This window comes from Pedobacter zeae, from assembly GCF_014196715.1.
In the GTDB taxonomy this organism is placed as follows: Bacteria; Bacteroidota; Bacteroidia; order Sphingobacteriales; family Sphingobacteriaceae; genus Pedobacter; species Pedobacter zeae.
Genome location: NZ_JACIEF010000003.1, coordinates 301,267 through 326,709, shown reverse-complemented (window position 1 = coordinate 326,709; position 25,443 = coordinate 301,267). Strand labels below are relative to the sequence as shown.

Sequence of the window (25,443 nt, the reverse complement as noted above, 5' to 3'; positions counted from 1 at the left end):
AATACATTTTATTGTTTACGAATATAAAATCTGTTACGTATTTTGAGGCATCCAAAGCCAAACAAAATAAATTATGATCAAATTCCTGTTAAAACGGCTAATTGCATTAGCTTTTTTTGTGCCTTTCTGTTCTTTTGCCCAGGGGCCAACCTATTTTGCTGCATACCCTGCTTTAACGCCAGATGCGCAGACAATAGTATTCAGTTATGATGGCGATATCTGGAAAGTTCCGGTTAAGGGTGGGGTAGCTTCGAGGCTTACTGCCATGCAGGGAGAAGAAATTAATCCTAAGGTATCTCCGGATGGCAAGTGGCTTGCCTTTTCTTCCAACCAGTTTGGAAATTACGATATTTATGTAATGCCTTTGGCCGGGGGCGATATCAAACAGTTAACTTTTAATGATGCCGCTGATGAGGTGGATAACTGGAGCTGGGATTCGAAAACCATCTATTTTACCTCTGGCCGATACAATTCGTTTTCGAGTTATAAAGTAGGGGTAAACGGAGGGACAGCCCTGCGCCTGTTTGATAATTATTTTAATACTACCCATCACATTGCTGAATCGCCAACGGGAGAATTGTTTTTTAACGATACCTGGGAGAGTTACCGCTTTCCAAACCGTAAGCACTATAAAGGCGCATATAATCCAGATATCCAGTCATACAATCCAAAAACAAAAAGTTATAAACGGTATACGGATTATATCGGAAAAGATTTCTGGACCAGTGTTGACCAAAAGGGGAATGTGTTTTTCGTGTCGGATGAGGGCAATGATGAATACAACCTTTATACCTTTATCAACGGGAAAAAAACGGGTTTAACCAATTTCGATACTTCCATTAAACGTCCTTTTGTTTCGGCCAATGGAACAACCGTTGTGTTCGAAAAAGATTACCAGTTATATACTTACGATGTAGCGTCTAAAAAAACTGAAAAAATTAATATCAGTACCTCACGCAATCAGGTGCTGAGCAAAGAGCAGGAGTACGATGTGCGTGGCAATATTTCGGCATTCGATGTTTCTACAGACGGGAAAAAAATGGTTTTTATTTCGCGTGGTGAAGTATTTGTAAGTGATGCCGACGGAAAGTTTATCCGTAAAATTACCAATAGCGGTGAGCGAGCTTTAGAATGTAAATGGCTGGCCGATAACAAAACAATTTTGTTCAGTCAAACGGCTAACGGTTACCAGAACTGGTTTACCATTACCGGTGATGGAAAAGGATCCGTAAAACAGCTTACAAAAGATAAAGCAAATGTGCGCGATATTACGTTGAACAAAACAAAGACCATGGCGGTGTATTTAAGCGGTAGAAATGAACTTAAACTCATGGACCTTAAAACATTTGATGCCAAAACCTTGGTAACCGATGAGTTTTGGGCGATACAGAGTTCGGCACCGAGTTTTTCGCCAAATGACGAATATATACTTTTTACGGTGTACCGGAATTTTGAACAGGATATTATGGTGCACCACATCAAAAACAATAAAACAATTAACTTAACCAATACAGGAGTTACAGAAACTGGTCCGGCATGGTCGCCAGATGGCAAGTATATTTTTTTTACCAGTGCCCGTACCAAGCCGTCTTATCCAACAGGAATGCTGAATGCGCATATTTACCGGATGGCATTGAACAATTACGATGAGCCTTACCGTTCGGATAAGTTCGACGATCTGTTTAAAGAAAGCCAACCGGCGCCAATAAATGTTAAACCTGCAGTGCTCAAAAGTGAAAATGACAAGAAATCAAAAACCGATACGGCTAAAAAGAAAAATGAAGTTAAACCTACCCCTAAACCTGCCAATGTAATTACGATTAATACGCAGGATATTCTTGATAGAATAGAATTGGTTGGTCCATCGTTTGGTGGCCAATATGGAACAGATGCTTATGCCAAGGGGGATAAAACCTATGTGTTTTATTTGTCTAACCACGAAGGTGGTGCGCCAGGCCTTTACCGTACTACAATCGAGCCTTTTGAAGCCAATAAAACCGAAAAAGTTGCCGACGGTGGCGATTATTCGATCATCTCATCAGGGGATAAATTCTTCGTTTTATCGCGTGGTGTGATCAATAAATATAGCCTGGAAGGCAACAAGCTTGATAGGGTAGATCATGGTTATAAATTTACCAGGAACCTGAATGCCGAATTTAACCAGATGTTTTACGAAACCTGGGTAGGTTTGGACGAAAATTTTTATGACGAAAAATTCCATGGCGTAGACTGGGATAAAATGAGGACCCGTTATGCGGCATATCTTCCTTATGTAAACAATAGGAATGATTTAAGGATTTTATTGAATGATATGCTGGGCGAACTGAATTCTTCGCATATGGGTTTTAACAGTGCGGGCGCTGAGGAACGCAAAAACCTCAACTACATTACCAACGAAACGGGAATCATTTTCGATAACGAAAATCCTTTAAAAGTAAAACGTATTGCTGCTAAAAGTAATGCTGCGCGCACCGGAACAAAAATTTTAGCAGGAGATATTTTAACAGAAGTAAACGGGGTTAAGGTAGATGAGAAAATAGACCGCGATTATTATTTCAGCAAACCTTCACTCGATCGCGAAATGACTTTAACGTTTAAACGCGATGGAAAAGATGTTTATGTAAATGTACATCCCGAAAGTTCAGGTGCCTTACGTGGAAATCTTTATGATGAGTGGATTACCAAAAACCACCAAAATGTAGATAAGTGGAGCAATAACCGTATTGCTTATTCTTATATGAAAAATATGGGTAGTGGCGAACTGGAAACCTTTTTGCTGGATATGGTTGCCCAGGAAGAAAACAAAGAAGCCATTATCCTCGATCTCCGTTATAATACCGGCGGAAACGTGCACGACGATGTGCTGAAATTCCTTTCGCAGCGCCCTTACCTTCAGTGGAAATACCGCGGAGGTAAATTGGCTCCGCAAAGTAATTTTGGCCCCGCTGCAAAACCGATTGTGTTACTCATTAATGAGCAATCGCTAAGTGATGCCGAAATGACCGCTGCAGGGTTTAAACAATTAAAACTGGGGAAAATTATCGGTACAGAAACTTATCGATGGATTATTTTTACCTCGGCTAAGGGTTTGGTTGATGGATCTTCTTACCGTTTACCATCCTGGGGCTGCTATACCATGGATGGCAAAAACATAGAAAAAGAAGGGGTAAAACCTGATATTTTTGTGAAAAACACTTTTGAAGACCGTTTGGCCGATAAAGATCCTCAATTGGAAAAAGCAGTAGCTGAGATTTTAAAGGACCTGAAATAGGGTTAATCGGTTAACTGTTTAAACCGGTTATTCGGGTATGGTGCAAATATTGTTTTATTGTTGGATTGTTATATTGTAGCATATCCAGCAATAAAGCAATTTAACAATCCGGCAATGCAAACCTTTCAACTTTAATATACTTTCCGTTTCTTTGAGGTTGGAATTATTTATAACATGGCAAATTTATTAACCGACAGGGCTTTTTGGGTAAATTATTGGGAAAGTAAAAAAGGACTCGCGGTTCAGTTACCTTCAAATTATTTATTTCACCATCAACTGGCTGATGTTATTCAAAAAGACCACGTGAAAACTGCTATCGAATTGGGAGGTTTTCCGGGTTATTATGCCGTATTCCTGAAAAAATATTTTGAGCTTGATGTTACCCTGCTGGATTATTTTGTTCACCCACCTGTTGTAAAAGAGCTTTTAGAGATTAACGGCTTAACGGAAAAAGATATCGATGTTATTGAAACTGACCTTTTTAACTACACACCCGAAAAACAGTACGACCTGGTGCTAAGCTGCGGTTTAATTGAGCATTTTAACGATACTGCAGATATTATTAACCGCCACATTGCTTTTGTAAAACCAGGCGGAACGCTGTTTATTACATTGCCAAACTTCAAAGCCCTTAATGGTTGGTTCCAGAAACGGTTTGATAGGGAAAATTATGATAAACACAACATCAGTAGCATGGACCCCGCATTGCTGAAATCAATTTGCGAGCAGGCTGGGCTTAAGGAGGTAAAATCGGGTTATTTTGGCCGTTTTAGCATTTGGCTGGAAAATGAAGACCAAAAACCGGCAATTGTACGCCTTTTTAAAAAAGCAGTTTGGCTGACCGGAAAAATAGTTACCAGGATTATCCCATTTGAAAGCAAAAATTTGTCACCTTATATTATCTTAGTGGGGAAAAAAATCTAAAAACGCTATGTCCATCAGTTGGGGCTACTCTCCTAAAATAGAAAAATACATCCCCTTGGCCGATTTTCCGGCTGATAAGTATTTAATTGTTGCCAAACAGGCTATCGAAAATCTGGGATGGAGCTTAAGTCACATTTCCGAAACCGGTTTAATTGCTTATACTCCAATATCTTTCCAATCGTACAGCGAAGAAATATCGATCCGTATTCATGGAAATTTTGCCGTGGTAAAGAGTGAATGTGTTGGTATCCAAATGCTTTTTAACGATTATGGCAAGAATGAACTGAACCTGGAGAAATTTTTTCACGAATTTGAATATGTAGAATTCCACCTGAAAGATGTTTGGGAAGAGCATCTGTTTAAATTTCACCGGTTTATCGAAACACAGGACGATCATTATTTCGAAAAAGCACCTTTGGCTACGAAAAATAAGATCAAAAACGTATTATTCCTGTTTTTTCCTCAAAAGGGCTACACGGTTACCCCCATTCTGGTACTCATCAATGTCTTTTACTATATAGCACTTGTTCTTTTCTCCATAGTATACTTAAGGTATCTGTTGGTAAGAAATGGGAATAGTTATAATCCCGATTTTATAGAAGAGCTCAGAAAGATTGCATTAAATTTTGGGGTTAACCAACGTAATCTGGTGCTGGGCGGCGAATACTGGCGTTTAATCAGCTACCAGTTTATCCACGGGTCTAAATCGCATTTATTTTTTAATATGTATGCCCTGGTTTACCTGGGTTTGATGATCGAAAATAAACTGGGTTGGAAGAAATACCTTTTTATTTATTTGATGAGCGGTATTTGCGGAGGCCTGGTGAGTTTGATTTTTCACCAGGAAGGCGTGATGATGGGCGCTTCTGGTGCTATTATGGGCTTGTATGGCGCTTTTATAGCTTTATTGATTACCAAAACTTTCGAGCCGAAGGCTACCAAGGCATTGTTAGTAAGCACATTGATTGTTTCTCTGTTGGTGCTCATTAACGGCGCATTTGGGAAAAGGGTAGACAATGCAGCACATATTGGTGGTTTTGTTTCGGGTTTTATTTTTACTTACCTGCTTAACTATAAATGGGATCAAACTTTCGAAGTTAAAACCTGGGCAAGATATGCGGTATCAGTACTTTTATTTTTAATGTTTTTTAGTGGAGTGCTTCATTTTAGCCCGAAATATGGAACGGAGGAGTATCGTAAATTAAGGGATACTTTTAACGGTAATATGGGTTCACTCAATGGCATTATGAATTTGAAAATCTCATTGCCTAAGGATGTTAAACTCGCTTCTATTAAAGAAGATGGGATCATACCAATGGAAAAAAACCTGGCAATCATTAAGCAAATGCAGGCCCTGAATTTAAGGCCTGAAGATGCTGAAGAACGTGAAGAGAAAATAAAATTAAGCAAGGCTTCCCATCGTGCCGTAATGCTGATGTACCGTGATATTAAGGCCGACAGCTCCCGTCGCTATAGCAAAGAAACTTCTACTGCATTGGCAAAAGTATTTGAGATCATTTACAAACCGGAATAATAACTGGTTTAACTGGTTTTTTTGTACAATCCAATTTCGCTCAGGGTAATACAAACGGGCGATTTGATAACATTTATTCTTACTTCATTTGTGGTAACAGGATTATCTAACTTAATTAGTCTTTTTGCACCTATGCTGGTGCCGTCGTAAACTTTTTTCCAGGCATTTTTTTCAAATATCTCAACGGTAAAAGCTTCTATCCTTTGTCCCAACGGGATGTATTCCTGTAAGCTGATGATGTCAAAAGTTTTAAGGTTTTTGAGATCCAGTTCGAGGCTTGCGCTGTGCACCTCATCAGCTGTAGCCCAGTAAGTTTCCCTGTTATGATCAAGCAGCGCAGCTGTATGGTATTTTTTACCGCGTGTATTGCTTGCTTTAACTTCGGCATTTTTGGCGAGGTTGTTTTCGAAAGTATGTTTAACCATGTCGCCAAAAGCTTTCAGGGCCGCTACATCATCTTGATGAAGCTGGCCACGGGTATCAGGCGCCAAGCCAAGGTCTAATCCTGCACCTCTGCCTACACTTTTTAAATACAGGTCGAATAGTTTTTCCGGTGTTTTTGGCTGTTCATTGGCATGATAAAACCATCCTTTCCGTAAAGGGACATCACACTCGGCAGGCATCCAGAATTTTCCGTTTCTTATCCCTCCGGGGCTTTGTGGGTAATTGGCCTGTCCGGGAACGGCTTCATTTTTCCCATCAGGTGCCATTGGTGTAAAGGTGGCCCATGAGGTTTCTGCTGCATTTCCGTTTTCATTGCCTACCCAACGGATATCTAAACCGATATCGCTAAAAATATTGGCCATTGGCTGCATTTTGCGTGTAATGGCCCAGGTATTTTTCCAGTCGTAATAAGTAGTGTTGTCAATCGATCGTTTTTCTTTAGCACCGCCGTAATAGCCATCGCCACCGTTTGCACCGTCGTGCCAGCTCATAAAGAGTTCGCCAAAATTACTGTAAAGCTCTTTTAACTGAGCCTGGTAGATGGCCAGGTACTTATCGGTACCATAAAGTGCATTGTTCCGGTCCCACGGCGAGCAATACACCCCAAATTTTAAACCGTTTTTACGTACAGCCTGTTCAACTTCTTTAACTAAATTTCCTTTTCCTGCTCTAAATGGGCTTTTGCTGATGTTATAATCTGTCGTTTTGGTTGGCCAGAGGGCAAAACCATCATGATGTTTGGCCACCAGGATAATGCCTTTTAATCCACCAGCCTTAGCCGCTTTAATAATCTGATCGGCATTAAAATCTGTTGGGTTAAATGTTTTTGGGTCAGCATCACCAAATCCCCACTCTTTGTTTTCAAATGTGGTTGGTGTAAAATGGATCAATCCGTAAACTTCCACGTCGTGCCAGGCCAATTGCCTTTTAGAGGGTAATGCACCATAAGGTTCAGGTGCTGTTTGGGCATAAACTGCCGTTGTAATAAATAAAAAAAAGATCAATAAAGGTTTCATCATTATATAGCTTAGATCTAACTAAAGTACAAATAATTATGATTGCTGCGTTAAAAGTTAATTAATATTAATTGACGGGAGATGGAAAAAACGGGGTATTTTTCCATCCTGATCGTTACATTACCGGATCAAACATTTAATTTTTTCTTACGTTATTTATTCATGAGCGCTTTTATCCATAATCCTCCAGATGGTGGCATTCTGTACACTGAAACCAATTTGAACCAGCTGTTCCCAGAGCCTTTCAATACCATAACAAGCTGTTTTTTCCTGGCCATTGCCCTATATTGGACGATCAGGCTTTGGGGAAAGTTCAAACAGCATAAATTTTTGAGCATTGCCCTGATATTACTTTATATTGGTGGCATAGGTGGCACCACCTATCACGGATTAAGGCGTTGGCCAGTTTTTATCATGATGGATTGGATGCCCATAATGCTCCTGTGTCTTTCGGCCGGTATTTATTTCCTGTCAAAACTCATCAAATGGTATTTTGCCATATTAATCGTGGCAGTTTATGCCTTTTTCCAGTTTTATGTAAGAAGCCTTTTCAGCCAGGGTGATTTTCAGGTTTTTATCAATATCAACTATGCTTTTATGGCCGCAATGGTGTTATTCCCCGTATTTGGCTACCTGATTAAAACCGAATGGAGAAATGGCAAATGGGTGGGGTTTGCATTGATTGCGTTTATATTTGCACTTACTTTCCGTGTAGTAGATAAATGGGGGTTATTAAGTATGGGTACGCATTTTCTATGGCATACTTTTGGGGCAATTGCATCTTTTTGTATGCTCAATTTTATTTATTTGGTGAACGATAAAAAAGTGCAGGTATAATTTAATATTGAGCTTGCTGAATCTCCGTCAATAAGCTCAATGTGCTATTTAAAATTTTGAACGAGCTTTGCTATAGTTCAGGCTTTTCTGCTTACCGATGGCATATTCAATGCCTCCCCATAAATGTTTCTGGAATTTATCTTCAGCCCAACCTTCTTTAGTGTGCCCCATACAGGTATAAAATGCCCTGCCACCATCAAAGTTATGATACCAGGCAAAAGGGTGAAAATCGCCGTTCTTACCGCCTGTATATGATTTCTCGTCTAAGGTGATTAACACTTTAATATCAGGGTTGATGTCTTTAAAATTATAGAGCTCATCTTTTCTCATCCAAACAGAATCCGTAAAGAATTGGGTAGAAGGATGTTTTTTGTCTTTAATGATAAATTTAGCTTCCTGTATGGCTGGGTGACTAATGAAATAAGCTCCTGCCAATTTGCCATACCAAGGCCAATCGTATTCGGTGTCGGTTGCGGCGTGGATACCCACATAGCCACCGCCAGCCTGGATATATCTTTCGAATGCGATTTGCTGTTTGTTATTGAGCACATCGCCTGTTGTACTTAAAAAGATAACAGCCGAATAATTTTTAAGGTTATCTTCTGTGAACAGATCAGCATTTTCCGTGGTATCCACATCAAAATGATGTTCTTTCCCCAGTTTTTGGATGATTTCTTTGCCAATTTCGATAGAATTGTGCCTAAAACCTTTTGTTTTGGAAAAGACCAGGAGCTTGGCCGGTTTTTTTATGTTGGCAAAGGCCTGAAATAAAAAAACAGTTGCGATTAATAAACACAGAGACAGGTACTTTTTCATTTTTAACTTGGTTAGGATGTTGAATTGTAAGTGCTAAATTTAAGAAAGTTGTTTGATAATTTCTATACATCTTTTTTCAACCTGCCTGCAAACGGGGTTAAATAGCGCATTATCCCAATATGGATCTGTAACTTCCTCGTTATCCAGAAAAAGTTTAACTTTTTTTCGCTCTTCATCACTTTTTGCAAGGCTGATAACATCAGCCAGATTATTGCGGTCCATAACCAAAATAAGGTCGTAACTGGCAAACATGGATTGCTTAAACTGCTGCGCCTGCTGTTTACTGATATCGTAACCCAATGCTTTGGCGGCTGCAATACTCCTGTGGTCTGGTGCCTTACCAATGTGCCAGTTACCTGTTCCTGCCGAAGCAATTTCCCAGTTTAATTGTCTTTCATCCGCAAGGTGGCGCATAATGCCTTCGGCAAGCGGCGAACGGCAGATGTTGCCGAGGCAAACCATTAATATTTTCAACTTATTGGATTTATATACAAAAACAAATGTATAAATAATTCCTTCTGTTGTCGTGGTTGAAGTGGTTTGGGTAAGTTTATCGCCTTTTAGTGCCATCGGTGAATTTGGCACGGCCGATAAAAAAATCTGATCGCCCTCTCTTTTCCAGGTTTTAACACTTGTATCGGATAAGAGATCGCAAAGTGCTCCATTTGAGCTCCAAACGTAAGTTCCCTTCGATGAAAAAGATATCATGGAGTTACTCACACAACTGGATGGCCCCATCAGTTCGAGGTAGTTTGTACTTGTTTTTCGGCCGATCGTCATCGCCGGTTTTACTGTAGCCGATTCGATGCGCCAGTCATTTTGGGTTAGGGTTTTATCCGGGTCTTTTTTACAGCCTAAAGCTAAGCATACCGTTAAAATGAGTAGTAATTTTTTCATGGGTTTGGCTCGCATTACACTAAACGGATCTCATCGTTAATGTGTTACACCAGGGTAAAAAAATGCCCTAAGCTAAATAGCATCAGGGCATTGAATAATGAGAAGATTATTTATCCGTAAATATCGTTCAGCATTTTGGCAAGGCGTACGCCACCTTTTAAAAGTTGGTTGTTAAGGGTATCAATCCATTCGAAATTATACCGGTAGCTTAATTTCGAATCCGGCCTGGTGGTATCGTAAATCTTTGTGCAGATCGTATACGATTCGTAGATGCAATCTTTCAAGCTGGTATTCTGCCAGTTATAAAGCTGTATAGCTGAAGCGTGGTTAATGGCTTTTGCGTATTCGGTATAGCTTAACTGCTGATAATCGATCAGCTGCTCATCCCACACCCTGTGAATGTTCGATTTTTCATTAAACCACAGTACCGAAATGCGGTTCCCGCCTAAATCTTCTTTATGAGCAACATGCATGGGCTGACATAAGTCACCTGCCAGGTGCACCAGCATGCGTAAAGCCAGTTTCTTTTCGGCAGGGGTACTGCTTGTTTTCTTTAAAATGGCAATCAGCTCAGGGATTTTATTGTAAAGGTTTGGAGATTTTTCTGTTTCGAGAAAATTATACACGCCATCTTTATTTAATCCGGCAGGGAGATTAACAAAATGCCAGTTATACATATAATTATAGGTGGAGTCTGATTTGATAAAATCGCCCCAATTGGCACACATGGCCAAAGTTTCATAACCTAAAATACCCTGAATGGCTTTACGCGTTTTCGCCTTTAAGTAACTATCGGCAATTTCGCCTACCACACGGTGGCCAATGATACCCCAGGCATTTGCCTGCATGGGTAAATAAGCTAAACAACCAATTGCAAGAGCAGTGGTTATCTTCTTTTTAATTGATGTTAAAATCATTTTTATAATTCTTTTTGTACGCAGGTAATCTTTTGCTTGAGGATTAATTTGATTTCGCGCTGATCGCTTAAACCCTCTAAAGATAAGGTATCTGCAGCATGTTTTTTGATCAGGAAATTCTTTTCGTATCTGCCGTTGCGGTAACAGCCTGATATTTTTTGTTTGTAATTAGCATGTGTAAAAGTAGCGCCAATAAACAGCGTATCACCCCTTACGGCATAAACGCCCTTGGCGTATTCTTTCCAGATACCGTTTTTATAGCACGAATCTTCATACAGGTTTACTTTGCTATGGGTAACCATATCGATATAAACCGAATCGCAGGTAAATTTAAAGTGGTGCTGGGTATAGTTACTTAGTTTATTGCTAAACGCAACCGAATCTTCGTTCCAAACGCCCTGCATAAAGTCTTCACCCTTGCCCTGGATGTTTGGCCGCGGACTACAAGCTAGATGTAAAATGGGTAATGTAAAAAGGATAATGTAGAAATTCCTGAAACCCAGACGCCGTTTGTTCATTGTTATTGCTAATCGATGCTTTTAGTGGACTGATCGTTCACGATCTTATTCTTTTTAACGGTATTGATAATCAAGATTAAAAAACCAATGGCAAAGCAAAGGCCGGAAATGAAGTTAAAAACGCCAATTACAGTATAATACTTTGAAATATTGCTGTAGGGCATATTTTTATAACTCGTTAAAATAGGCATTAAAAGGTAAAACAAGTGAATAATTAGGCCCGTGCCTGCTCCAATAGTCATTAAAATAGCCTCAGCGGTAGCTTTCTTTGTTAAAAAATAGCAGCATGCCCCAAGTATGATGCAAGGGGCTATGATGGATACCATGCTGATTATGGTAACAATTATTGACTCCATATGACCTATTATTTACTCATGCTTTGGCATAAACCTATCTTATACCCAGTAATTTTCTATTAACCGCTAAGTGCTTAAGCGCTTAGCGGTTAAAGTGTTGGTCTATTTTAAGCTGCCAACCATATCTTCAGGGCGTACCCACTCATCAAACTGCTCGGCGGTTAATAAACCCAGTTCTACTGCTGCTGCTTTTAAGGTTTTATTTTCCTTATGTGCTTTTTTTGCAATTTTAGCAGCATTTTCGTAGCCCACATGTGGGTTTAGGGCTGTAACCAGCATTAAAGAATTTTGGAGGTGTTTTTCAATTTCAGGCAGGTTTGCCGTAATTCCTTCTGCACATTTTATGGTGAAAGAAACACAGGCATCGCCGATTAAACGTGCCGATTGCAACACGTTAGCTGCAATTAACGGTTTGAAAACGTTGAGTTCGAAATGGCCCGACATGCCACCTACCGAAACAGCAACATCGTTGCCAATTACCTGGGCACAAACCATAGTTAAAGCTTCAGGTTGAGTTGGGTTAACTTTACCCGGCATGATAGATGATCCTGGTTCATTATCCGGGATAATGATTTCGCCAATACCACAACGCGGACCAGAGCTTAACATCCTTACATCATTAGCCACTTTCATTAAGGCAACCGCTGTACGTTTTAAAGCGCCAGAAAGCTCAACCATTGCATCATGTGCAGCCAACGCTTCAAATTTATTTGGGGCAGTAACGAAAGGTAAACCTGTTAAATCGGCAATTTTTTTAGCTACTAAAACGTCATATCCTTTTGGCGTATTTAAGCCTGTACCTACAGCTGTACCACCCAAAGCCAGTTCTGCAACCATTACCAGGGCATTTTTAATAGCCCTGATGCTGTTATCGATCTGCTGTACGTAACCCGAAAACTCCTGGCCTAAGGTTAATGGTGTGGCATCCATAAAGTGGGTACGGCCGGTTTTGGTAATCCCGGCAAATTCTTCTGCTTTTTGGGCTAGTACATTTCTTAACTGTGTTAAACCCGGGATGGTATTTTCAACCGTAAGTTTATACGCTGCAATGTGCATTGCAGTTGGAAAGGTATCATTTGATGATTGCGACTTGTTTACATCATCATTCGGGTGAAGTACTTTTTTATCATCAGCCAGTGCACCACCATTAATAACATGTGCACGGTTTGCAATTACCTCGTTGCCGTTCATGTTACTTTGCGTACCCGAACCGGTTTGCCAGATTACCAATGGAAACTGATCATCCAGCTGGCCCGCAATAATTTCATCACAAGCTTTGGCAATAAGTTCAGCTTTATCAGCCGATAATACACCAAGCTCATTATTGGCCAGTGCCGCTGCTTTTTTCAGGTAACCAAAAGCATGGATAATTTCTTTAGGCATCGAACCTTCCGGACCGATTTTAAAGTTGTTGCGTGAGCGTTCGGTTTGTGCACCCCAGTATTTGTCGGCTGGTACCTGCACCTCGCCCATGGTATCGTGTTCTATTCTGAAACTCATTATATTTTGATTTTTGTTGTGGCAAATTTAGGTTTTTTGCCTTTTAAAGCGTTGTATTTATGTAAGATATTTGGTAGATAGCAAGAATATAGGAGGAAGGTACTGGCTAAAGCACAAACTTTTATGCGCTAAGGTCGCTTCTACCAATGGAATCATATTCATACCTTTACTGCAAATATGCAGGGATTAGTTATTAAATCTACGGGAAGTTGGTACAACGTGCTCGCCGATAATGGTGAGCATTACGATTGCCGCATTGTAGGTAAGTTCAGGATTAAAGGTATTAAAACGACCAATCCGATTGCGGTTGGCGACAGGGTGAAGTTTGAGCTTGAACGCGATAGCAATCAGGGGTTGATTAACGAACTGCTTCCCCGTAAAAACTATATCATCCGCAAATCAATTAACCTGAGTAAGCAGGCCCAGATTTTAGCCGCCAATTTAGATATGGCCATTCTGGTGGTTACTTTAGCTTCGCCACGTACCTCTTTGGGTTTTATCGACCGGTTTTTGGTCACTGCCGAAGCCTATGATGTGCCTGCGGTTTTGGTGTTCAATAAACTCGACCTGTTCAGCAAGGAGGGCTTGGAGATTTTGCAGGAGTTTAAAAATATCTACGAAAACATTGGTTATGCCTGTTATGAGGTTTCGGCTTTAAAAGGAATCAATATTCCCATAATTCAGGAACTGATTACCGGTAAAATTACCTTAATTTCAGGTCATTCCGGAGTAGGTAAATCGAGCCTGATCAATGCCTTATTGCCCGATCGTGATTTAAAGACCGGCGAGGTTTCTGACTGGAGCGATAAAGGGCAACATACCACAACCTTTGCTGAAATGTTCGCGCTGCCACAGGGCGGATTCATTGTAGATACGCCGGGTATCCGTGAATTAGGGGTGATCGATATCGAAAAAGAAGAGCTGGGACATTTTTTCAGGGAGATTTTCGAAACTTCGCATAATTGCCGTTTTAACAACTGTCGCCATGTAAACGAACCAGGTTGTGCGGTTATTGAAGCTGTTAATGCCGGCGAAATTGCCATCTCAAGGTACGAAAGTTACCTGAGTATTTATCACGGAAACGATACCCGGTACTAACAAGTAAAGCTGAAAGACTAAAGCTTATAGCGGCAGTTGTTAGGTATGCTTAAAAAAAGATATTGGCATGCCTTATGTCTTAGTGATTAATATAAGTAGAAACGATATTAAATAAATGGAGAAATCTTTTTTTGGGATTTAGGTAATATGAAATTTAAACTGGGAGATTTTGTGCGTTTTGTTGATGAGAAACGCGAGGGCTATGTTACCCGCATTATCGATGCGCAAACTTTGGGGGTAACAGACGAGGATGGTTTTGAAATTCCGGTTGCAGTGAGCAACTTAACATCGGTACATGGACATGGTGTAGTAGCGGAAGAGGTTGATGTACCTAAACCGGTTCAGGTTAATGTACCTGGTGTTACTAAAATAGAAAATGGTATTTATGTAGCTGCAGCAACCGATGATAAAGCAGGTAATGTGGTGCATTTGCACGTGCAGAACCAATCGCCCAATACCTTATTGCTGAACCTCACGACTGAAAGAAAGGGAAAATATGCGAATGCCTTTCATGGCATTATACAGCCCTATTCGCTGGCACTGGTGTATGCTGCGTCTTTAGCCGATCTGGAGCTCTGGCCTGAGTTTACCTTTCAGGTTTTGGTGGCAGGTATAGCTGAGGCTAAGCCTATCGATCCATTGGTAATCCGTAAGAAATTCAGGGCAAAAGATTTTAGTACCGAACAGAAAGAATTACCTAACCTTAAAAACAAGGGCTGGTTGGTTCGTTTAGATGACCTGGTACCGGTAACCATCGATGCGAAAAAATTAAAAGAAAGTTTTTTTAAATCGGCCGATGAGAAGAAAATGGTCGAAGCGCCTGCAAAGGAGGTTGATCTGCATATCGAAAAATTACGTGATGACCACCACTTCTTAGAAGCCGGAGAAATTTTGCAGATCCAGCTCACGCATTTTCAAAAGGCCCTTGATGCTGCTGTAGTGCATCATTTCGATAAGATGGTTTTTATCCACGGCTCCGGAAATGGTACCCTTCGGGATAAAATCCATAAACTGATCAGTAAAAATCCGCACATTAAAACTTATATGGATGCCAGAAAAGAAAAATTCGGATATGGCGCTACAGAAGTAGTTTTCAAGTAATGGATGATGTAGGAGAGACTTTTGCGCGCGATCCGTCATTCTGAACTTGTTTCAGAATCTTTCCAATGAATTAAACATTTTTCATTACATTCAGCACGAAAGGAAGATCGAGGTACACTTTTTGCTGCGCTGTAATTTCTTTTTATAAAAGATTAAAACTAGCTTTGCCGCTATTAATGAAACACCTCGTTACCATATCTCTTGTATTTTTTAGCTTAACGCATCTGGCAAAGGCCGAACGTGTTGAAGGGCTTAGGATATTAAATGAATATTGTAATGAGTATAAAATCAATGCTAATGCATCTGATAAAAGTGTTGTTCAGTTTAACGAGCAGCGTAATCCTTATTTATTATCGTACACACGCCTTGCTTTAATTGGAACCCAACCTCAATTAAAAGTAGCAAAATATATAAGCGTAAATCAGGTAATCACCGATTTAACCATCCGCAAAAAACCAAAAAACAACAGTCCCTAGTTTGTTTGGTTAACCCAGTTTTTTAAGGTTTTTTAAGCCTGTTCATACTAACAACTGCCAAACTGACTTAATGCTGACAGTGGCTTGGTTGTTGTAACACACCATTTTTTAATAAATAAATACGATTTAAAATATAATGTTAGGATTTTTAGCGAAGATTTTCGGAAGTAAATCAGAAAGAGATATAAAGGCCATTCAGCCAATTGTTATTAAAATTAACGAACACTACAGTAAACTGTCTGCGCTAAGCAACGATGAATTACGTGGTAAAACCCTCGAGTTTAAAGAAAGGATTTCTACTTTTTTAGCTGATATTGATGGAAAAATTGCCGCTTTAAAGGCTGATGCAGAAAGTGAAAGCTTAGATCTTCACCAAAAAACAGCTATTTACGATCAGGTTGATGCCCTGGGTAAAGAGCGCGATACGGAATTAGAAAAAGTATTATCGGAAATCCTTCCGGAGGCTTTTGCTGTAATTAAAGAAACTTCCCGCCGTTTAAGCGAAAACGATTATTTAGAAGTTACCGCAACCCAGTTTGACAGGGATTACGCTGCGCGTAAAAACAACGTAAAAATTGTAGGCGATAAGGCTCAGTGGGCCAACAAATGGGAGGCTGCCGGAAACGAGGTAAACTGGAACATGGTACATTACGATGTACAGTTAATTGGTGGTATCGTATTGCACAGCGGTAAAATTGCCGAGATGGCTACCGGTGAGGGTAAAACCCTTGTGAGTACGTTGCCGGCTTATTTAAATGCATTAGCCGGACAGGGTGTACACATCGTTACGGTGAATGATTACCTTGCACGACGTGATAGTGAATGGAACGGCCCGTTATTCGAGTTCCATGGTTTAACGGTTGATTGTATCGATAAACACGAACCAAACTCGGAAGAAAGAAGAAAGGCTTACGCCGCAGACATTACTTACGGAACCAATAATGAGTTCGGGTTTGATTACCTGCGTGACAATATGTCGCAAACACCTGATCAATTGGTACAACGCAAGTTGCACTTTGCAATGGTGGATGAGGTCGATTCGGTTTTGATTGATGATGCCCGTACCCCTTTAATTATTTCTGGCCCGATCCCACGCGGAGATGAGCATGAGTTTTATGAATTAAAACCACGTATTGAGCGTTTGGTTAATGCACAAAAGGCCTATGTAACCCAGGCTTTGAACGAGGCTAAAAAATTAATCAATGCCGGCAACAGCGGAACCGAAGAAGGCGAAGGCGGTTTGGCATTATTACGTGCTTACCGTGGTTTGCCAAAAAACAAAGCTTTAATTAAGTTTCTGAGCGAAAGCGGTATTCGTGGGTTGCTGTTGAAAACAGAGAACCACTATATGGCAGATCAATCTAAGAACATGCCTAAGGTAGATTCTGAATTGTATTTCTATATTGATGAAAAAAATAACCAGGTAGAATTAACAGAAAAAGGTATCGAACTGATTACCCAATCAGGGGAGGACCCGCATTTCTTCGTATTGCCCGATGTGGGGACTGAAATTGCGGAGCTTGAAAAATCTGATCTTCCATTAGAAGATAAGGTTGCTCAAAAAGATGCTTTAATGCGCGATTATTCGGTTAAGGCAGAGCGTATCCATTCGGTTAACCAATTATTAAAAGCTTATACCTTGTTCGAAATCGATGTAGAATACATCATCGATGAAGGAAAAATCAAAATTGTAGATGAGCAGACCGGCCGTATTATGGATGGCCGCCGTTACTCTGATGGTTTACACCAGGCAATTGAAGCCAAAGAAAATGTAAAAGTTGAGGATGCTACCCAAACTTATGCAACTGTAACTTTACAAAACTATTTCCGTATGTACCACAAACTTTGCGGTATGACGGGTACTGCAACCACGGAGGCCGGAGAGTTTTGGTCGATCTATAAACTGGATGTGGTAGAAATCCCTACCAACAGAAACATTTCGAGGATTGATGAGCAGGATTATGTGTACCGTACCGTTCGCGAAAAATATAATGCTGTTGCAGCAGAGATACAATACCTCGTTTTCCCATATTCTCATTACGAAACGGAATATGAAACAGATAAAGACGGTAATGTAAAGCAAAAAGATGGCAAACCGGTGGTTAAATACGACCAAATCGGCAGGGCTGTACCAAAATTAGATGCTAAAGGTGCTTTAATCCCTGCAGTTAACCCTGAAACAGGACAATTGCAGCCAAAAGCAGGCCGTCCGGTATTGGTGGGTACAACCTCTGTAGAGATTTCTGAGTTATTAAGCCGTATGCTTAAACTGCGTGGAATTAAACACAACGTATTGAACGCTAAAATGCACCAGAAAGAGGCCGATATTGTTGCCGAAGCTGGTCAGGCCGGAACAGTAACCATCGCAACCAACATGGCTGGTCGTGGTACCGATATTAAGTTGGGCCCAGGTGTTAAAGAAGCCGGAGGTTTGGCCATTGTAGGTACCGAGCGCCACGAATCACGCCGTGTAGACAGGCAGTTGCGCGGTCGTGCTGGTCGTCAGGGCGATCCGGGTTCATCTCAGTTCTTCGTTTCATTAGAAGATAACTTAATGCGTTTGTTTGGTTCAGAGCGTATATCGAGCATTATGGTACGCATGGGTATCGAAGATGGAGAGGTGATCCAGCACTCAATGATTACCAAATCTATAGAGCGTGCACAGAAAAAAGTAGAGGAAAACAACTTTGGTATCCGCAAGCGTTTATTGGAGTATGATGATGTGATGAACTCGCAGCGTACTGTAATTTATGCCAAACGTAAAAATGCATTATTCGGCGAACGTTTGGATGTGGATATGAACAATATGGTGTTCGATGTTGCCGAAGATATCGTAACCGAATACAAACAGGAAGCTAATTTTGATGGTTTTAAACTGGAAGTGATCAAAAATTTCTCTTTGGATACAGCCATTACCGAAAAAGAATTTACATCGACCAGTATTCCTCAGTTAACCGAAAAACTGTTCGAAGAAGCCGAAGAATTTTATGCACGTAAATCAGAAGCCATCATTCAGCAATCTTTACCGGTTTTAACCCAGGTTTACGAAGAACGCGGATCGCATATCGAGCAGATTGTAGTACCGTTTACAGACGGTATCCGCGGTATTCAGGTTGCTGTTGATCTGAAGAAAGCCATCGATAATAAAGGAAAAGAAGTAATCCGTGCATTCGAAAAAACCATTGTATTGGCCCTGATCGACGATAGCTGGAAAGAGCATTTACGCGAAATGGACGATTTGAAACAGTCAGTTCAGAATGCGGTTTACGAGCAGAAAGATCCATTGGTAATTTATAAAATGGAGGCCTTTAACTTATTTAAAAACATGCTTAATGTTGTAAATAAAGAAGTGGTAAGTTTCTTATACAAAGGTGGCATCCCTGTTCAGCAAGAGCCTGACCAGGTAAGGGAAGCACCGGCGCCTGTAAAACAGCCAAAATTACAAACTACCAAACAGGAGTTCGGCAGAGAGGAACCGGGCATTGGTTTGAGCGATACACGCGAGGCCGTTCCACAACAGCCTGTCCGTAAGGAAGCAACTGTGGGTAGAAATGAACCTTGCCCATGCGGTAGTGGTAAAAAATTCAAAAACTGCCACGGCGCTAACTTATAATCAGCATATATAAAACAAAAGCCCCGGCCATTTTAGTCGGGGCTTTTTTGTTGCCTTCTTCATCATGGATAAGACGGACGTAGTTTGGATCGGTGTGAAGAATCAGTAACCTTTGGTATTTAAAAGATCCGTTTTAGAATGGACGCTGATTTTTTACAAGATTACAGAAACAAAGGTTTCGTGCTGTAAGATTTTCTTCCAAATAATTAACTATTTGCTTAACCCATAAAGAATGCCGATTTTTGCAACGGTTTCGGCATTTTTCTTGTTAAGAAGAAGGTGAGGGCACACTGCTCACCAAATGCCAATTATTTTGCTGATGAAAACAACAATAACTTTTATATTGTGCTTATTTCTTACCGCTACTGCTTTTGCACAAAAGGGAGAGGTAACGGTTATAAAAGATCCTTTAATTGATAGTTTAATTGCCAAACGCCTCGAAGTTTATAAAACCTCTGGCGAGGTAAAACCAGGCAAACCCATCGTTTCTGCTTACGGTTATCGGGTACAGATATTTTATGGATCAGACCGGCGGGAAGTTTTTAATGAGCAGGCCCGCTTTAAAGGGCTTTACCCCCAGTTAAATACTTATCTTACCTATAAAGAACCTAATTATTATGTTCGTGTGGGCGATTTCAGGACCCGCCTGGAGGCACAACGCCTCATCAACGAACTCAGACCGGCTTTCCCAACATTATTTATTTTTAGGGAGAAAATCAATGCACCAACTTTAGATACCACAACAACCAATGATCAAAAATAAAGTACAGGAACTGGCTGCTCACATTTTTAATGATGTAGTAGGCTATCGTCAGCATATCCATGCCAACCCTGAATTATCTTTCAAAGAGTTCGAAACTTCCTTATTTATCAAGGATAAACTAAAAAAATGGGGAATTGAATATACCGATTGCGCCAATACAGGTGTAGTAGGGTTAATTAAAGGAAATTTACCATCCGATAAGGTAATTGCCTTACGTGCCGATATGGATGCTTTGCCTATCCATGAAGCAAACGACAAACCTTATCGTTCCAAAAATCACGGTGTGATGCATGCCTGCGGACATGACGTGCACACTTCTTCCCTTTTAGGAACAGCATATATCTTAAACCAGTTAAAAGATGATTTTGGCGGAACAGTAAAACTGATATTTCAACCTGCCGAAGAACTGTTGCCGGGTGGAGCAAGTATCATGATCAAAGAAGGGGTGCTCGAGAACCCTAAACCACAGCATATTGTTGGTCAGCATGTAATGCCTTTGATCGATGCCGGTAAAGTAGGTTTTCGTTCGGGCATTTATATGGCTTCTACAGATGAACTATATGTTACCGTAACCGGTAAAGGCGGGCATGGCGCCCAGCCCCATCAAAATATCGATCCGGTTTTAATTGCTTCGCATATCATCATTGCCCTGCAGCAGGTGGTGAGCCGTAATGCCGATCCGCGTATCCCTTCAGTTTTATCTTTTGGTAAAGTAATTGCCAACGGGGCAACCAACATTATTCCCAATGAAGTAAAAATCGAAGGTACATTCAGGACCCTGGATGAGGAGTGGAGAGATGAAGCCCATAAACGAATGAAAAAAATGGCAGAAGGCATTGCCGAAAGCATGGGGGGAAGCTGCGATTTCGATATCCATAGAGGTTATCCTTTTTTGATCAACGAAGAAAAACTAACCGCTAATGCAAGGGCCTATGCTGAAGAGTTTTTAGGCAAAGAAAATGTAGTGGATTTGGATATCTGGATGGCAGCCGAAGATTTTTCTTTCTATTCGCAGGTAACAGATGCCTGTTTTTATCGTTTAGGTACTGGGAATGCGGCTAAAGACACACAATATTCGGTACATACCCCAAGGTTTGACGTGGACGAGGACGCCCTGAAAATCTCGACCGGGTTAATGGCTTATATTGCGCTAAAACAACTGGGCAACTAAATAGAGGTAAGATGTAAAAATGTAATACGGATGATGGAGGAGTTTCAGCTACATCATCCATTTCCCATTTTACATGATACATCTTCCATTTTACATACTTTCTTCCATGAAAAAGATATTTTTGTTTTTACTGTTTATTTCGCTCTTTTATAATGGTTTTGCGCAGGAAATCCAGCGTTTCAATCCGGATACCATTAAAACCATTACGCTAGATTCTACGGTAAACATTCAGGCCGAAAAACTGAACGTAGAAACATTTATCAGGAAGGTAATGTACGATACTTCTTTTTATCAGTCGTTCAGGGACATGAAACGCTATACCTTCATTGCCGAAAACAGGATTTACAGTTACGATAAAAAGAACCGGGTGGATGGAAAGATATACCGTAAAATAAGGCACAACAATAGCGGACCTTACAAAATGGAATACCTGGTAAAACAGGATACAGGAAAGATTTATAAAAAGAACGGAAAATATCAATTGTACACCGTAGAAATGTTCGATTACATTTTTATGAATTCATACAATACTGATTTTGTTCCCAATGCACCAAAACCCGATGGAAAAGGCGGAACAAACGAAAGTTACAAAGACAAGTTAAAAACGCTGGTTTTTAATCCGGGCCGTCCGGTAAAGGTTCCGTTTATCGGCAGCAAAACAGAAATATTTTCGGCCAATATGCGCCAGTATTACGATTATGGTTTCACCAGTGGTACTTACCTGGATTCGATTCCCGTTTACCGATTCAGGGTTTCGGTTAAACCAGATTTGAGCAGCTGGACAAAAGATGGGATTATGATTAAGGAATTGGTAACTATTTTTGATAAAAGGAATTTTAATATACTTGGACGGTATATCGATATGAAATACAGTAACCTGCTTTTCGATTTTGATGTGCAGATGAACATCGAAATGGGTTATTTTGGTGATGATAAACTGCCTACTAAAATCACCTATCAGGGCAATTGGGATTATCCTTTCAAGAAAGAAGAACGGGCAAGCTTTTTAATTGTACATAAAGATTATAAACTCGAAAAGGGTAAATAATAATTAGGGAAAGTGTTCATCATCCTGAATTTATTTTACAAGTAGAAATAGTCTTCAATTGCCTTGCAGCTGCTTTATGATCAGGATATTTCTATAATAACAAAATATTCAGGTAAGTTCGAGGCAGCCTTGCAATAGTTACCCTCTAAGGATTAACTATCGACTAAAACATTTATCTTTAAAGGATGATTAAAGCGGTAAAAATGCAACTCTTTTCTTCCTTAGTATTTAATAAAGACCAATGAAAATAACCTAATCCATTACATACGATGAAAACAATAATAAAAACGGGTATTTTACTAAGCTTTTGCTTAATTGTATTAACATCAATGACATTTAAACCAAAACGGATTATCTTTTTCGGTGATTCGATTACCCAACAGGGTGTTTCAAAAAACGGATATGTAACCCTGATCAAAAAATCACTCGATTCTGCCAAATATGATGTAATCGGTGCAGGTATAGGTGGTAATAAGGTATAATACGATCTTTACCTGCGTTTAGAAGATGATGTTTTAAGCAAAAAGCCCGATTTGGTGGTGATTTATGTAGGCATTAATGATGTGTGGCATAAACAATCATCTCATACCGGAACAGACTATGATAAATATTTAAAATTTTATCAGGCTTTGATCAACAAAATTCAAGGTGCAGGCAGTAAAGTGGTATTGGTTACCCCGTCTGTTGTTGGCGAGAAAAAAGATGGTACCAATGAATTGGATGCCGATCTGAATAAATATGCTGAAGGAATTAGATCGTTGGCTGCAAAAAATAACCTTCCCGTATGCGATTTAAGAAAAGTTTTTACCGAATACGAGGCGAAAAATAATCCGGAAGATAAAGAAAAAGGCATTTTAACTGTAGATAGGGTCCACCTAAATGAAACAGGGAATAAATTGGTGGCCGATCAGCTATTGCCTTTGGTGAAGTAGATTTTTTAACCGCGAAGTTCGCAAAGCACACAAAGAAATTTTTCTCTGTGTGCTTTGTGTTTTTTCTCCGTTATCTTTGTGGTTAAATAAGAGGGAAGAGCAGAGCGTATATGATAAACCGCGAAACGATAGATAAGATAATGGATACCGCCCGCATTGAGGAGGTAGTTGGGGATTTTGTGCACCTAAAGAAACGCGGGACCAGTTTAATTGGTAATTGCCCTTTCCATGGCGAAAAAACGCCTTCTTTCCATGTATCCGTAACCAAGGGTATTTACAAATGTTTTGGTTGCGGTAAAGGAGGCGATTCGGTACGCTTTATTATGGATCATGAAAAATATTCATATCCGGAAGCCCTTAAGTTTTTAGCCAATAAATACAACATAGAAGTTGAAGAAACTGAACTAAGCCCTCAGGATGCTGAAACACAGAGCGCTAAAGAGAGCCTCTACATTGTTTCGCAATATGCTTCGTCTTTTTTTGTAAAACAGCTGTGGGATACCGAGGAAGGCAGGGGCATTGGTTTAAGTTATTTTAAAGAACGCGGTTTTAGAGAAGATATTCTTAAAAAATTCGAAGTGGGTTATTCGCCCGATGTTTGGGATGCGTTAACACAAAGCGCCACCGGCCAGGGGCATAAATTAGAATTTCTGGAATCCACAGGATTGTCGATCAAAAATGATAACGGTAAAATTTACGACCGTTTTCGTGGACGAGTCATGTTCCCGATCCATAATTTTACAGGTAGGATTATAGGTTTTGGTGGCAGAACGCTTAAAACCGATAAAAATGTTCCTAAATATGTAAACTCGCCCGAAAGTGAAATCTATCATAAATCGAATGTACTTTATGGGCTATTTCATGCTAAAAAAGCTATTCGTGATCTCGATAACTGTTACCTTGCCGAAGGTTATGCCGATGTTCTCTCGGTACATCAGGCCGGAATCGAAAACGTGGTGGCTTCTTCCGGCACATCATTAACCGTTGAGCAGATCAAACTGATTGGCCGTTTTACCCAAAACATTACCATTTTGTTTGATGGTGATGCTGCAGGTATTAAAGCCTCGCTGCGTGGTTTGGATATGATTCTGGAAGAAGGTTTGAATGTAAAAATTGTTTCCTTCCCTGATGGGCACGATCCGGATTCGTATATGCACCATGTTGGTGCCGGTGCTTTTAAGAGCTATCTCGAACAGAACAGAAAGGATTTTATTTTATACAAGGCAAATGTGCTGCTTAAAGATGCCGGCAACGATCCTATTAAACGTGCAGGTATTATCCGCGATATTGTAGAAAGTATTGCCAAGATCCCCGATCAGATCAAAGCTTCGGTTTTTATCAGAGAATGCAGTAGTTTGCTCGAAATTGACGAGCACATTTTATTAGGTGAGCTGAATAAAATGCGCTCAGCCAAGCTGAAAAAAAACTTCGATAACAACCAAAAGGCAAACCCATCGGCAAGCCCGAAACCTTATTCTTCTGGCCCGCCTGAGCCACTTGGCCCGCCTGATGATTTGTGGGACGATAGTGCCGGTCCCATGGGCTACGAACAGCCGTCCGTAGAAGAAGAGGAATTTCAGGAAAAGGAAATCGTAAGGCTTTTATTGGCCTATGGGCACGAATTCGTAAACTGGGATAAAATAGATGATATGTACATTGGCCCGTTTATTATGCAGAATCTGGCTGATGTTGAATTTGATGACCCTCTCTGTAAACAGATTATTGATTATTATAAAACTGAAATAGATAACGGCCGTTTACCAACATCGAGCCATTTTATTAAACATGAAGATAGATCAATTGCCGACCTGGCCATTACACTTTCAACATCTGAGCATACTTTAAGTGAAAACTGGTTAAATAAACACCTCATTTATGTTAAAGACGAGTCGATGAATTTAAAAGCCACTATTTTGGGCGGCATTTTCCACCTGAAAAAGCGAAAGGTAGAAAAGATATTGATGAATCTTTTAAAAGAAATCAAAGAAGAAAAGAACGAGGATAACCAGATGGTTTTGATGCAGCGTTATGGAGTAATCAAAGGTGTGGAAAGGGAGATATCGAAGTTTTTAGGTTCGGTTATTGTTAAGTAAACGACAAAAGGTACGTCATCCCGATCGGAAAGCTGTGGAGCTCCTGCCCGTACAGGGAGGTAGAGATCCATTTTGAGACGGAGTTAGCTTAGGTAAGAACCAGTAGTTCTCAACTTTA

21 protein-coding genes are annotated in these 25,443 nt (G+C 40.2%); 14 read left to right on the top strand and 7 right to left on the bottom strand.

Features of this window, described 5'->3' with window-relative positions; translation table 11 throughout:
• Positions 1 to 73 precede the first annotated feature (73 nt).
• The 3 genes from GGQ60_RS14375 to GGQ60_RS14365 all read left to right on the top strand — a co-directional run bounded on the left by GGQ60_RS14375 (position 74) and on the right by GGQ60_RS14365 (position 5,729).
• Positions 74 to 3,271 (top strand): S41 family peptidase, encoded by a 3,198-nt coding sequence (locus GGQ60_RS14375; RefSeq protein WP_183765609.1) that lies wholly within the window; start codon positions 74 to 76, stop codon positions 3,269 to 3,271.
• A 174-nt stretch (positions 3,272 to 3,445) separates the two neighbouring features.
• Positions 3,446 to 4,195, top strand: a complete 750-nt coding sequence (locus GGQ60_RS14370) for a class I SAM-dependent methyltransferase (protein ID WP_183765606.1) — start codon at positions 3,446 to 3,448, stop codon at positions 4,193 to 4,195.
• A gap of 7 nt (positions 4,196 to 4,202) precedes the next feature.
• The gene (locus GGQ60_RS14365) at positions 4,203 to 5,729 is read left to right on the top strand and encodes a rhomboid family intramembrane serine protease (protein ID WP_183765603.1); all 1,527 of its coding nucleotides are present in this window, start codon (positions 4,203 to 4,205) and stop codon (positions 5,727 to 5,729) included.
• A gap of 8 nt (positions 5,730 to 5,737) precedes the next feature.
• Here GGQ60_RS14365 and GGQ60_RS14360 read toward each other — a convergent pair whose 3' ends face one another.
• Positions 5,738 to 7,192 (bottom strand): alpha-L-fucosidase, encoded by a 1,455-nt coding sequence (locus GGQ60_RS14360; RefSeq protein WP_229685126.1) that lies wholly within the window; start codon positions 7,190 to 7,192, stop codon positions 5,738 to 5,740.
• 78 nt (positions 7,193 to 7,270) lie between these two features.
• On the opposite strand from GGQ60_RS14360, the gene GGQ60_RS14355 reads away from it, so the two are divergent.
• Positions 7,271 to 8,026 (top strand): hypothetical protein, encoded by a 756-nt coding sequence (locus GGQ60_RS14355; RefSeq protein ID WP_229685125.1) that lies wholly within the window; start codon positions 7,271 to 7,273, stop codon positions 8,024 to 8,026.
• A gap of 48 nt (positions 8,027 to 8,074) precedes the next feature.
• Here the strand turns inward: GGQ60_RS14355 and GGQ60_RS14350 are convergent, their stop codons facing one another.
• The 6 genes from GGQ60_RS14350 to fumC form a co-directional block, all read right to left on the bottom strand.
• A complete protein-coding gene (locus tag GGQ60_RS14350; protein ID WP_183765600.1) occupies positions 8,075 to 8,842 on the bottom strand; it encodes a ThuA domain-containing protein in 768 nt (255 codons plus the stop codon).
• Between the two features lie 39 nt (positions 8,843 to 8,881).
• Positions 8,882 to 9,739: a low molecular weight protein-tyrosine-phosphatase gene (locus tag GGQ60_RS23110; RefSeq protein WP_308421193.1), complete on the bottom strand. Its 858-nt coding sequence runs from the start codon at positions 9,737 to 9,739 to the stop codon at positions 8,882 to 8,884.
• A 110-nt stretch (positions 9,740 to 9,849) separates the two neighbouring features.
• Entirely contained in the window at positions 9,850 to 10,656 is an 807-nt protein-coding gene (locus GGQ60_RS14340) for a S1/P1 nuclease (RefSeq protein WP_183765597.1), read from the bottom strand.
• Positions 10,657 to 10,658: 2 nt separating this feature from the next.
• The gene (locus GGQ60_RS14335) at positions 10,659 to 11,174 is read right to left on the bottom strand and encodes a fumarate hydratase (protein WP_183765594.1); all 516 of its coding nucleotides are present in this window, start codon (positions 11,172 to 11,174) and stop codon (positions 10,659 to 10,661) included.
• Between the two features lie 8 nt (positions 11,175 to 11,182).
• On the bottom strand, positions 11,183 to 11,530 hold the full coding sequence (locus tag GGQ60_RS22915; RefSeq protein ID WP_221235973.1) for a hypothetical protein: 348 nt from the start codon (positions 11,528 to 11,530) through the stop codon (positions 11,183 to 11,185).
• A 102-nt stretch (positions 11,531 to 11,632) separates the two neighbouring features.
• A complete protein-coding gene (fumC, locus tag GGQ60_RS14325) occupies positions 11,633 to 13,030 on the bottom strand; it encodes a class II fumarate hydratase (protein WP_183765588.1) in 1,398 nt (465 codons plus the stop codon).
• A 177-nt stretch (positions 13,031 to 13,207) separates the two neighbouring features.
• Here fumC and rsgA point away from each other — a divergent pair, with 177 nt between their 5' ends.
• The 10 genes from rsgA to dnaG all read left to right on the top strand — a co-directional run bounded on the left by rsgA (position 13,208) and on the right by dnaG (position 25,325).
• The gene (gene rsgA / locus GGQ60_RS14320) at positions 13,208 to 14,128 is read left to right on the top strand and encodes a ribosome small subunit-dependent GTPase A (protein ID WP_183765585.1); all 921 of its coding nucleotides are present in this window, start codon (positions 13,208 to 13,210) and stop codon (positions 14,126 to 14,128) included.
• A 147-nt stretch (positions 14,129 to 14,275) separates the two neighbouring features.
• Complete coding sequence (locus GGQ60_RS14315; protein ID WP_183765582.1) at positions 14,276 to 15,229, top strand: Smr/MutS family protein; 954 nt, start codon at positions 14,276 to 14,278, stop codon at positions 15,227 to 15,229.
• A gap of 176 nt (positions 15,230 to 15,405) precedes the next feature.
• Entirely contained in the window at positions 15,406 to 15,705 is a 300-nt protein-coding gene (locus tag GGQ60_RS14310) for a hypothetical protein (protein WP_183765580.1), read from the top strand.
• A gap of 136 nt (positions 15,706 to 15,841) precedes the next feature.
• Complete coding sequence (locus tag GGQ60_RS14305; RefSeq protein WP_183765578.1) at positions 15,842 to 19,318, top strand: preprotein translocase subunit SecA; 3,477 nt, start codon at positions 15,842 to 15,844, stop codon at positions 19,316 to 19,318.
• A gap of 319 nt (positions 19,319 to 19,637) precedes the next feature.
• Positions 19,638 to 20,081 carry an SPOR domain-containing protein gene (locus tag GGQ60_RS14300; RefSeq protein WP_183765576.1) on the top strand — a complete coding sequence of 148 codons (444 nt, stop codon included), beginning with the start codon at positions 19,638 to 19,640 and terminating at the stop codon, positions 20,079 to 20,081.
• Positions 20,068 to 21,252, top strand: a complete 1,185-nt coding sequence (locus GGQ60_RS14295) for a M20 metallopeptidase family protein (RefSeq protein ID WP_183765574.1) — start codon at positions 20,068 to 20,070, stop codon at positions 21,250 to 21,252. The genes GGQ60_RS14300 and GGQ60_RS14295 overlap by 14 nt, the downstream gene beginning before the upstream one ends.
• A 106-nt stretch (positions 21,253 to 21,358) precedes the next feature.
• Entirely contained in the window at positions 21,359 to 22,300 is a 942-nt protein-coding gene (locus GGQ60_RS14290) for a hypothetical protein (protein ID WP_183765572.1), read from the top strand.
• A gap of 269 nt (positions 22,301 to 22,569) precedes the next feature.
• Positions 22,570 to 22,782, top strand: coding sequence for an SGNH/GDSL hydrolase family protein (locus tag GGQ60_RS23005; protein WP_229685124.1), 213 nt, complete (start codon positions 22,570 to 22,572; stop codon positions 22,780 to 22,782).
• A gap of 12 nt (positions 22,783 to 22,794) precedes the next feature.
• Positions 22,795 to 23,232, top strand: a complete 438-nt coding sequence (locus GGQ60_RS14285; RefSeq protein ID WP_260300621.1) for an SGNH/GDSL hydrolase family protein — start codon at positions 22,795 to 22,797, stop codon at positions 23,230 to 23,232.
• A 110-nt stretch (positions 23,233 to 23,342) separates the two neighbouring features.
• On the top strand, positions 23,343 to 25,325 hold the full coding sequence (gene dnaG, locus GGQ60_RS14280; protein WP_183765570.1) for a DNA primase: 1,983 nt from the start codon (positions 23,343 to 23,345) through the stop codon (positions 25,323 to 25,325).
• The last annotated feature ends 118 nt before the right edge of the window (positions 25,326 to 25,443 follow it).

Excerpts from the sequence above, each read along its gene's own strand:
- GGQ60_RS14375 (WP_183765609.1), top strand. The coding sequence starts at position 74 with ATGATCAAATTCCTGTTAAAACGGCTAATTGCATTAGCTTTTTTTGTG.
- GGQ60_RS14370 (WP_183765606.1), top strand. The coding sequence starts at position 3,446 with ATGGCAAATTTATTAACCGACAGGGCTTTTTGGGTAAATTATTGGGAA.
- GGQ60_RS14365 (WP_183765603.1), top strand. The coding sequence starts at position 4,203 with ATGTCCATCAGTTGGGGCTACTCTCCTAAAATAGAAAAATACATCCCC.
- GGQ60_RS14360 (WP_229685126.1), bottom strand. The coding sequence starts at position 7,192 with ATGATGAAACCTTTATTGATCTTTTTTTTATTTATTACAACGGCAGTT.
- GGQ60_RS14355 (WP_229685125.1), top strand. The coding sequence starts at position 7,271 with ATGGAAAAAACGGGGTATTTTTCCATCCTGATCGTTACATTACCGGAT.
- GGQ60_RS14350 (WP_183765600.1), bottom strand. The coding sequence starts at position 8,842 with ATGAAAAAGTACCTGTCTCTGTGTTTATTAATCGCAACTGTTTTTTTA.
- GGQ60_RS23110 (WP_308421193.1), bottom strand. The coding sequence starts at position 9,739 with ATGAAAAAATTACTACTCATTTTAACGGTATGCTTAGCTTTAGGCTGT.
- GGQ60_RS14340 (WP_183765597.1), bottom strand. The coding sequence starts at position 10,656 with ATGATTTTAACATCAATTAAAAAGAAGATAACCACTGCTCTTGCAATT.
- GGQ60_RS14335 (WP_183765594.1), bottom strand. The coding sequence starts at position 11,174 with ATGAACAAACGGCGTCTGGGTTTCAGGAATTTCTACATTATCCTTTTT.
- GGQ60_RS22915 (WP_221235973.1), bottom strand. The coding sequence starts at position 11,530 with ATGGAGTCAATAATTGTTACCATAATCAGCATGGTATCCATCATAGCC.
- fumC (WP_183765588.1), bottom strand. The coding sequence starts at position 13,030 with ATGAGTTTCAGAATAGAACACGATACCATGGGCGAGGTGCAGGTACCA.
- rsgA (WP_183765585.1), top strand. The coding sequence starts at position 13,208 with ATGCAGGGATTAGTTATTAAATCTACGGGAAGTTGGTACAACGTGCTC.
- GGQ60_RS14315 (WP_183765582.1), top strand. The coding sequence starts at position 14,276 with ATGAAATTTAAACTGGGAGATTTTGTGCGTTTTGTTGATGAGAAACGC.
- GGQ60_RS14310 (WP_183765580.1), top strand. The coding sequence starts at position 15,406 with ATGAAACACCTCGTTACCATATCTCTTGTATTTTTTAGCTTAACGCAT.
- GGQ60_RS14305 (WP_183765578.1), top strand. The coding sequence starts at position 15,842 with ATGTTAGGATTTTTAGCGAAGATTTTCGGAAGTAAATCAGAAAGAGAT.
- GGQ60_RS14300 (WP_183765576.1), top strand. The coding sequence starts at position 19,638 with ATGAAAACAACAATAACTTTTATATTGTGCTTATTTCTTACCGCTACT.
- GGQ60_RS14295 (WP_183765574.1), top strand. The coding sequence starts at position 20,068 with ATGATCAAAAATAAAGTACAGGAACTGGCTGCTCACATTTTTAATGAT.
- GGQ60_RS14290 (WP_183765572.1), top strand. The coding sequence starts at position 21,359 with ATGAAAAAGATATTTTTGTTTTTACTGTTTATTTCGCTCTTTTATAAT.
- GGQ60_RS23005 (WP_229685124.1), top strand. The coding sequence starts at position 22,570 with ATGAAAACAATAATAAAAACGGGTATTTTACTAAGCTTTTGCTTAATT.
- dnaG (WP_183765570.1), top strand. The coding sequence starts at position 23,343 with ATGATAAACCGCGAAACGATAGATAAGATAATGGATACCGCCCGCATT.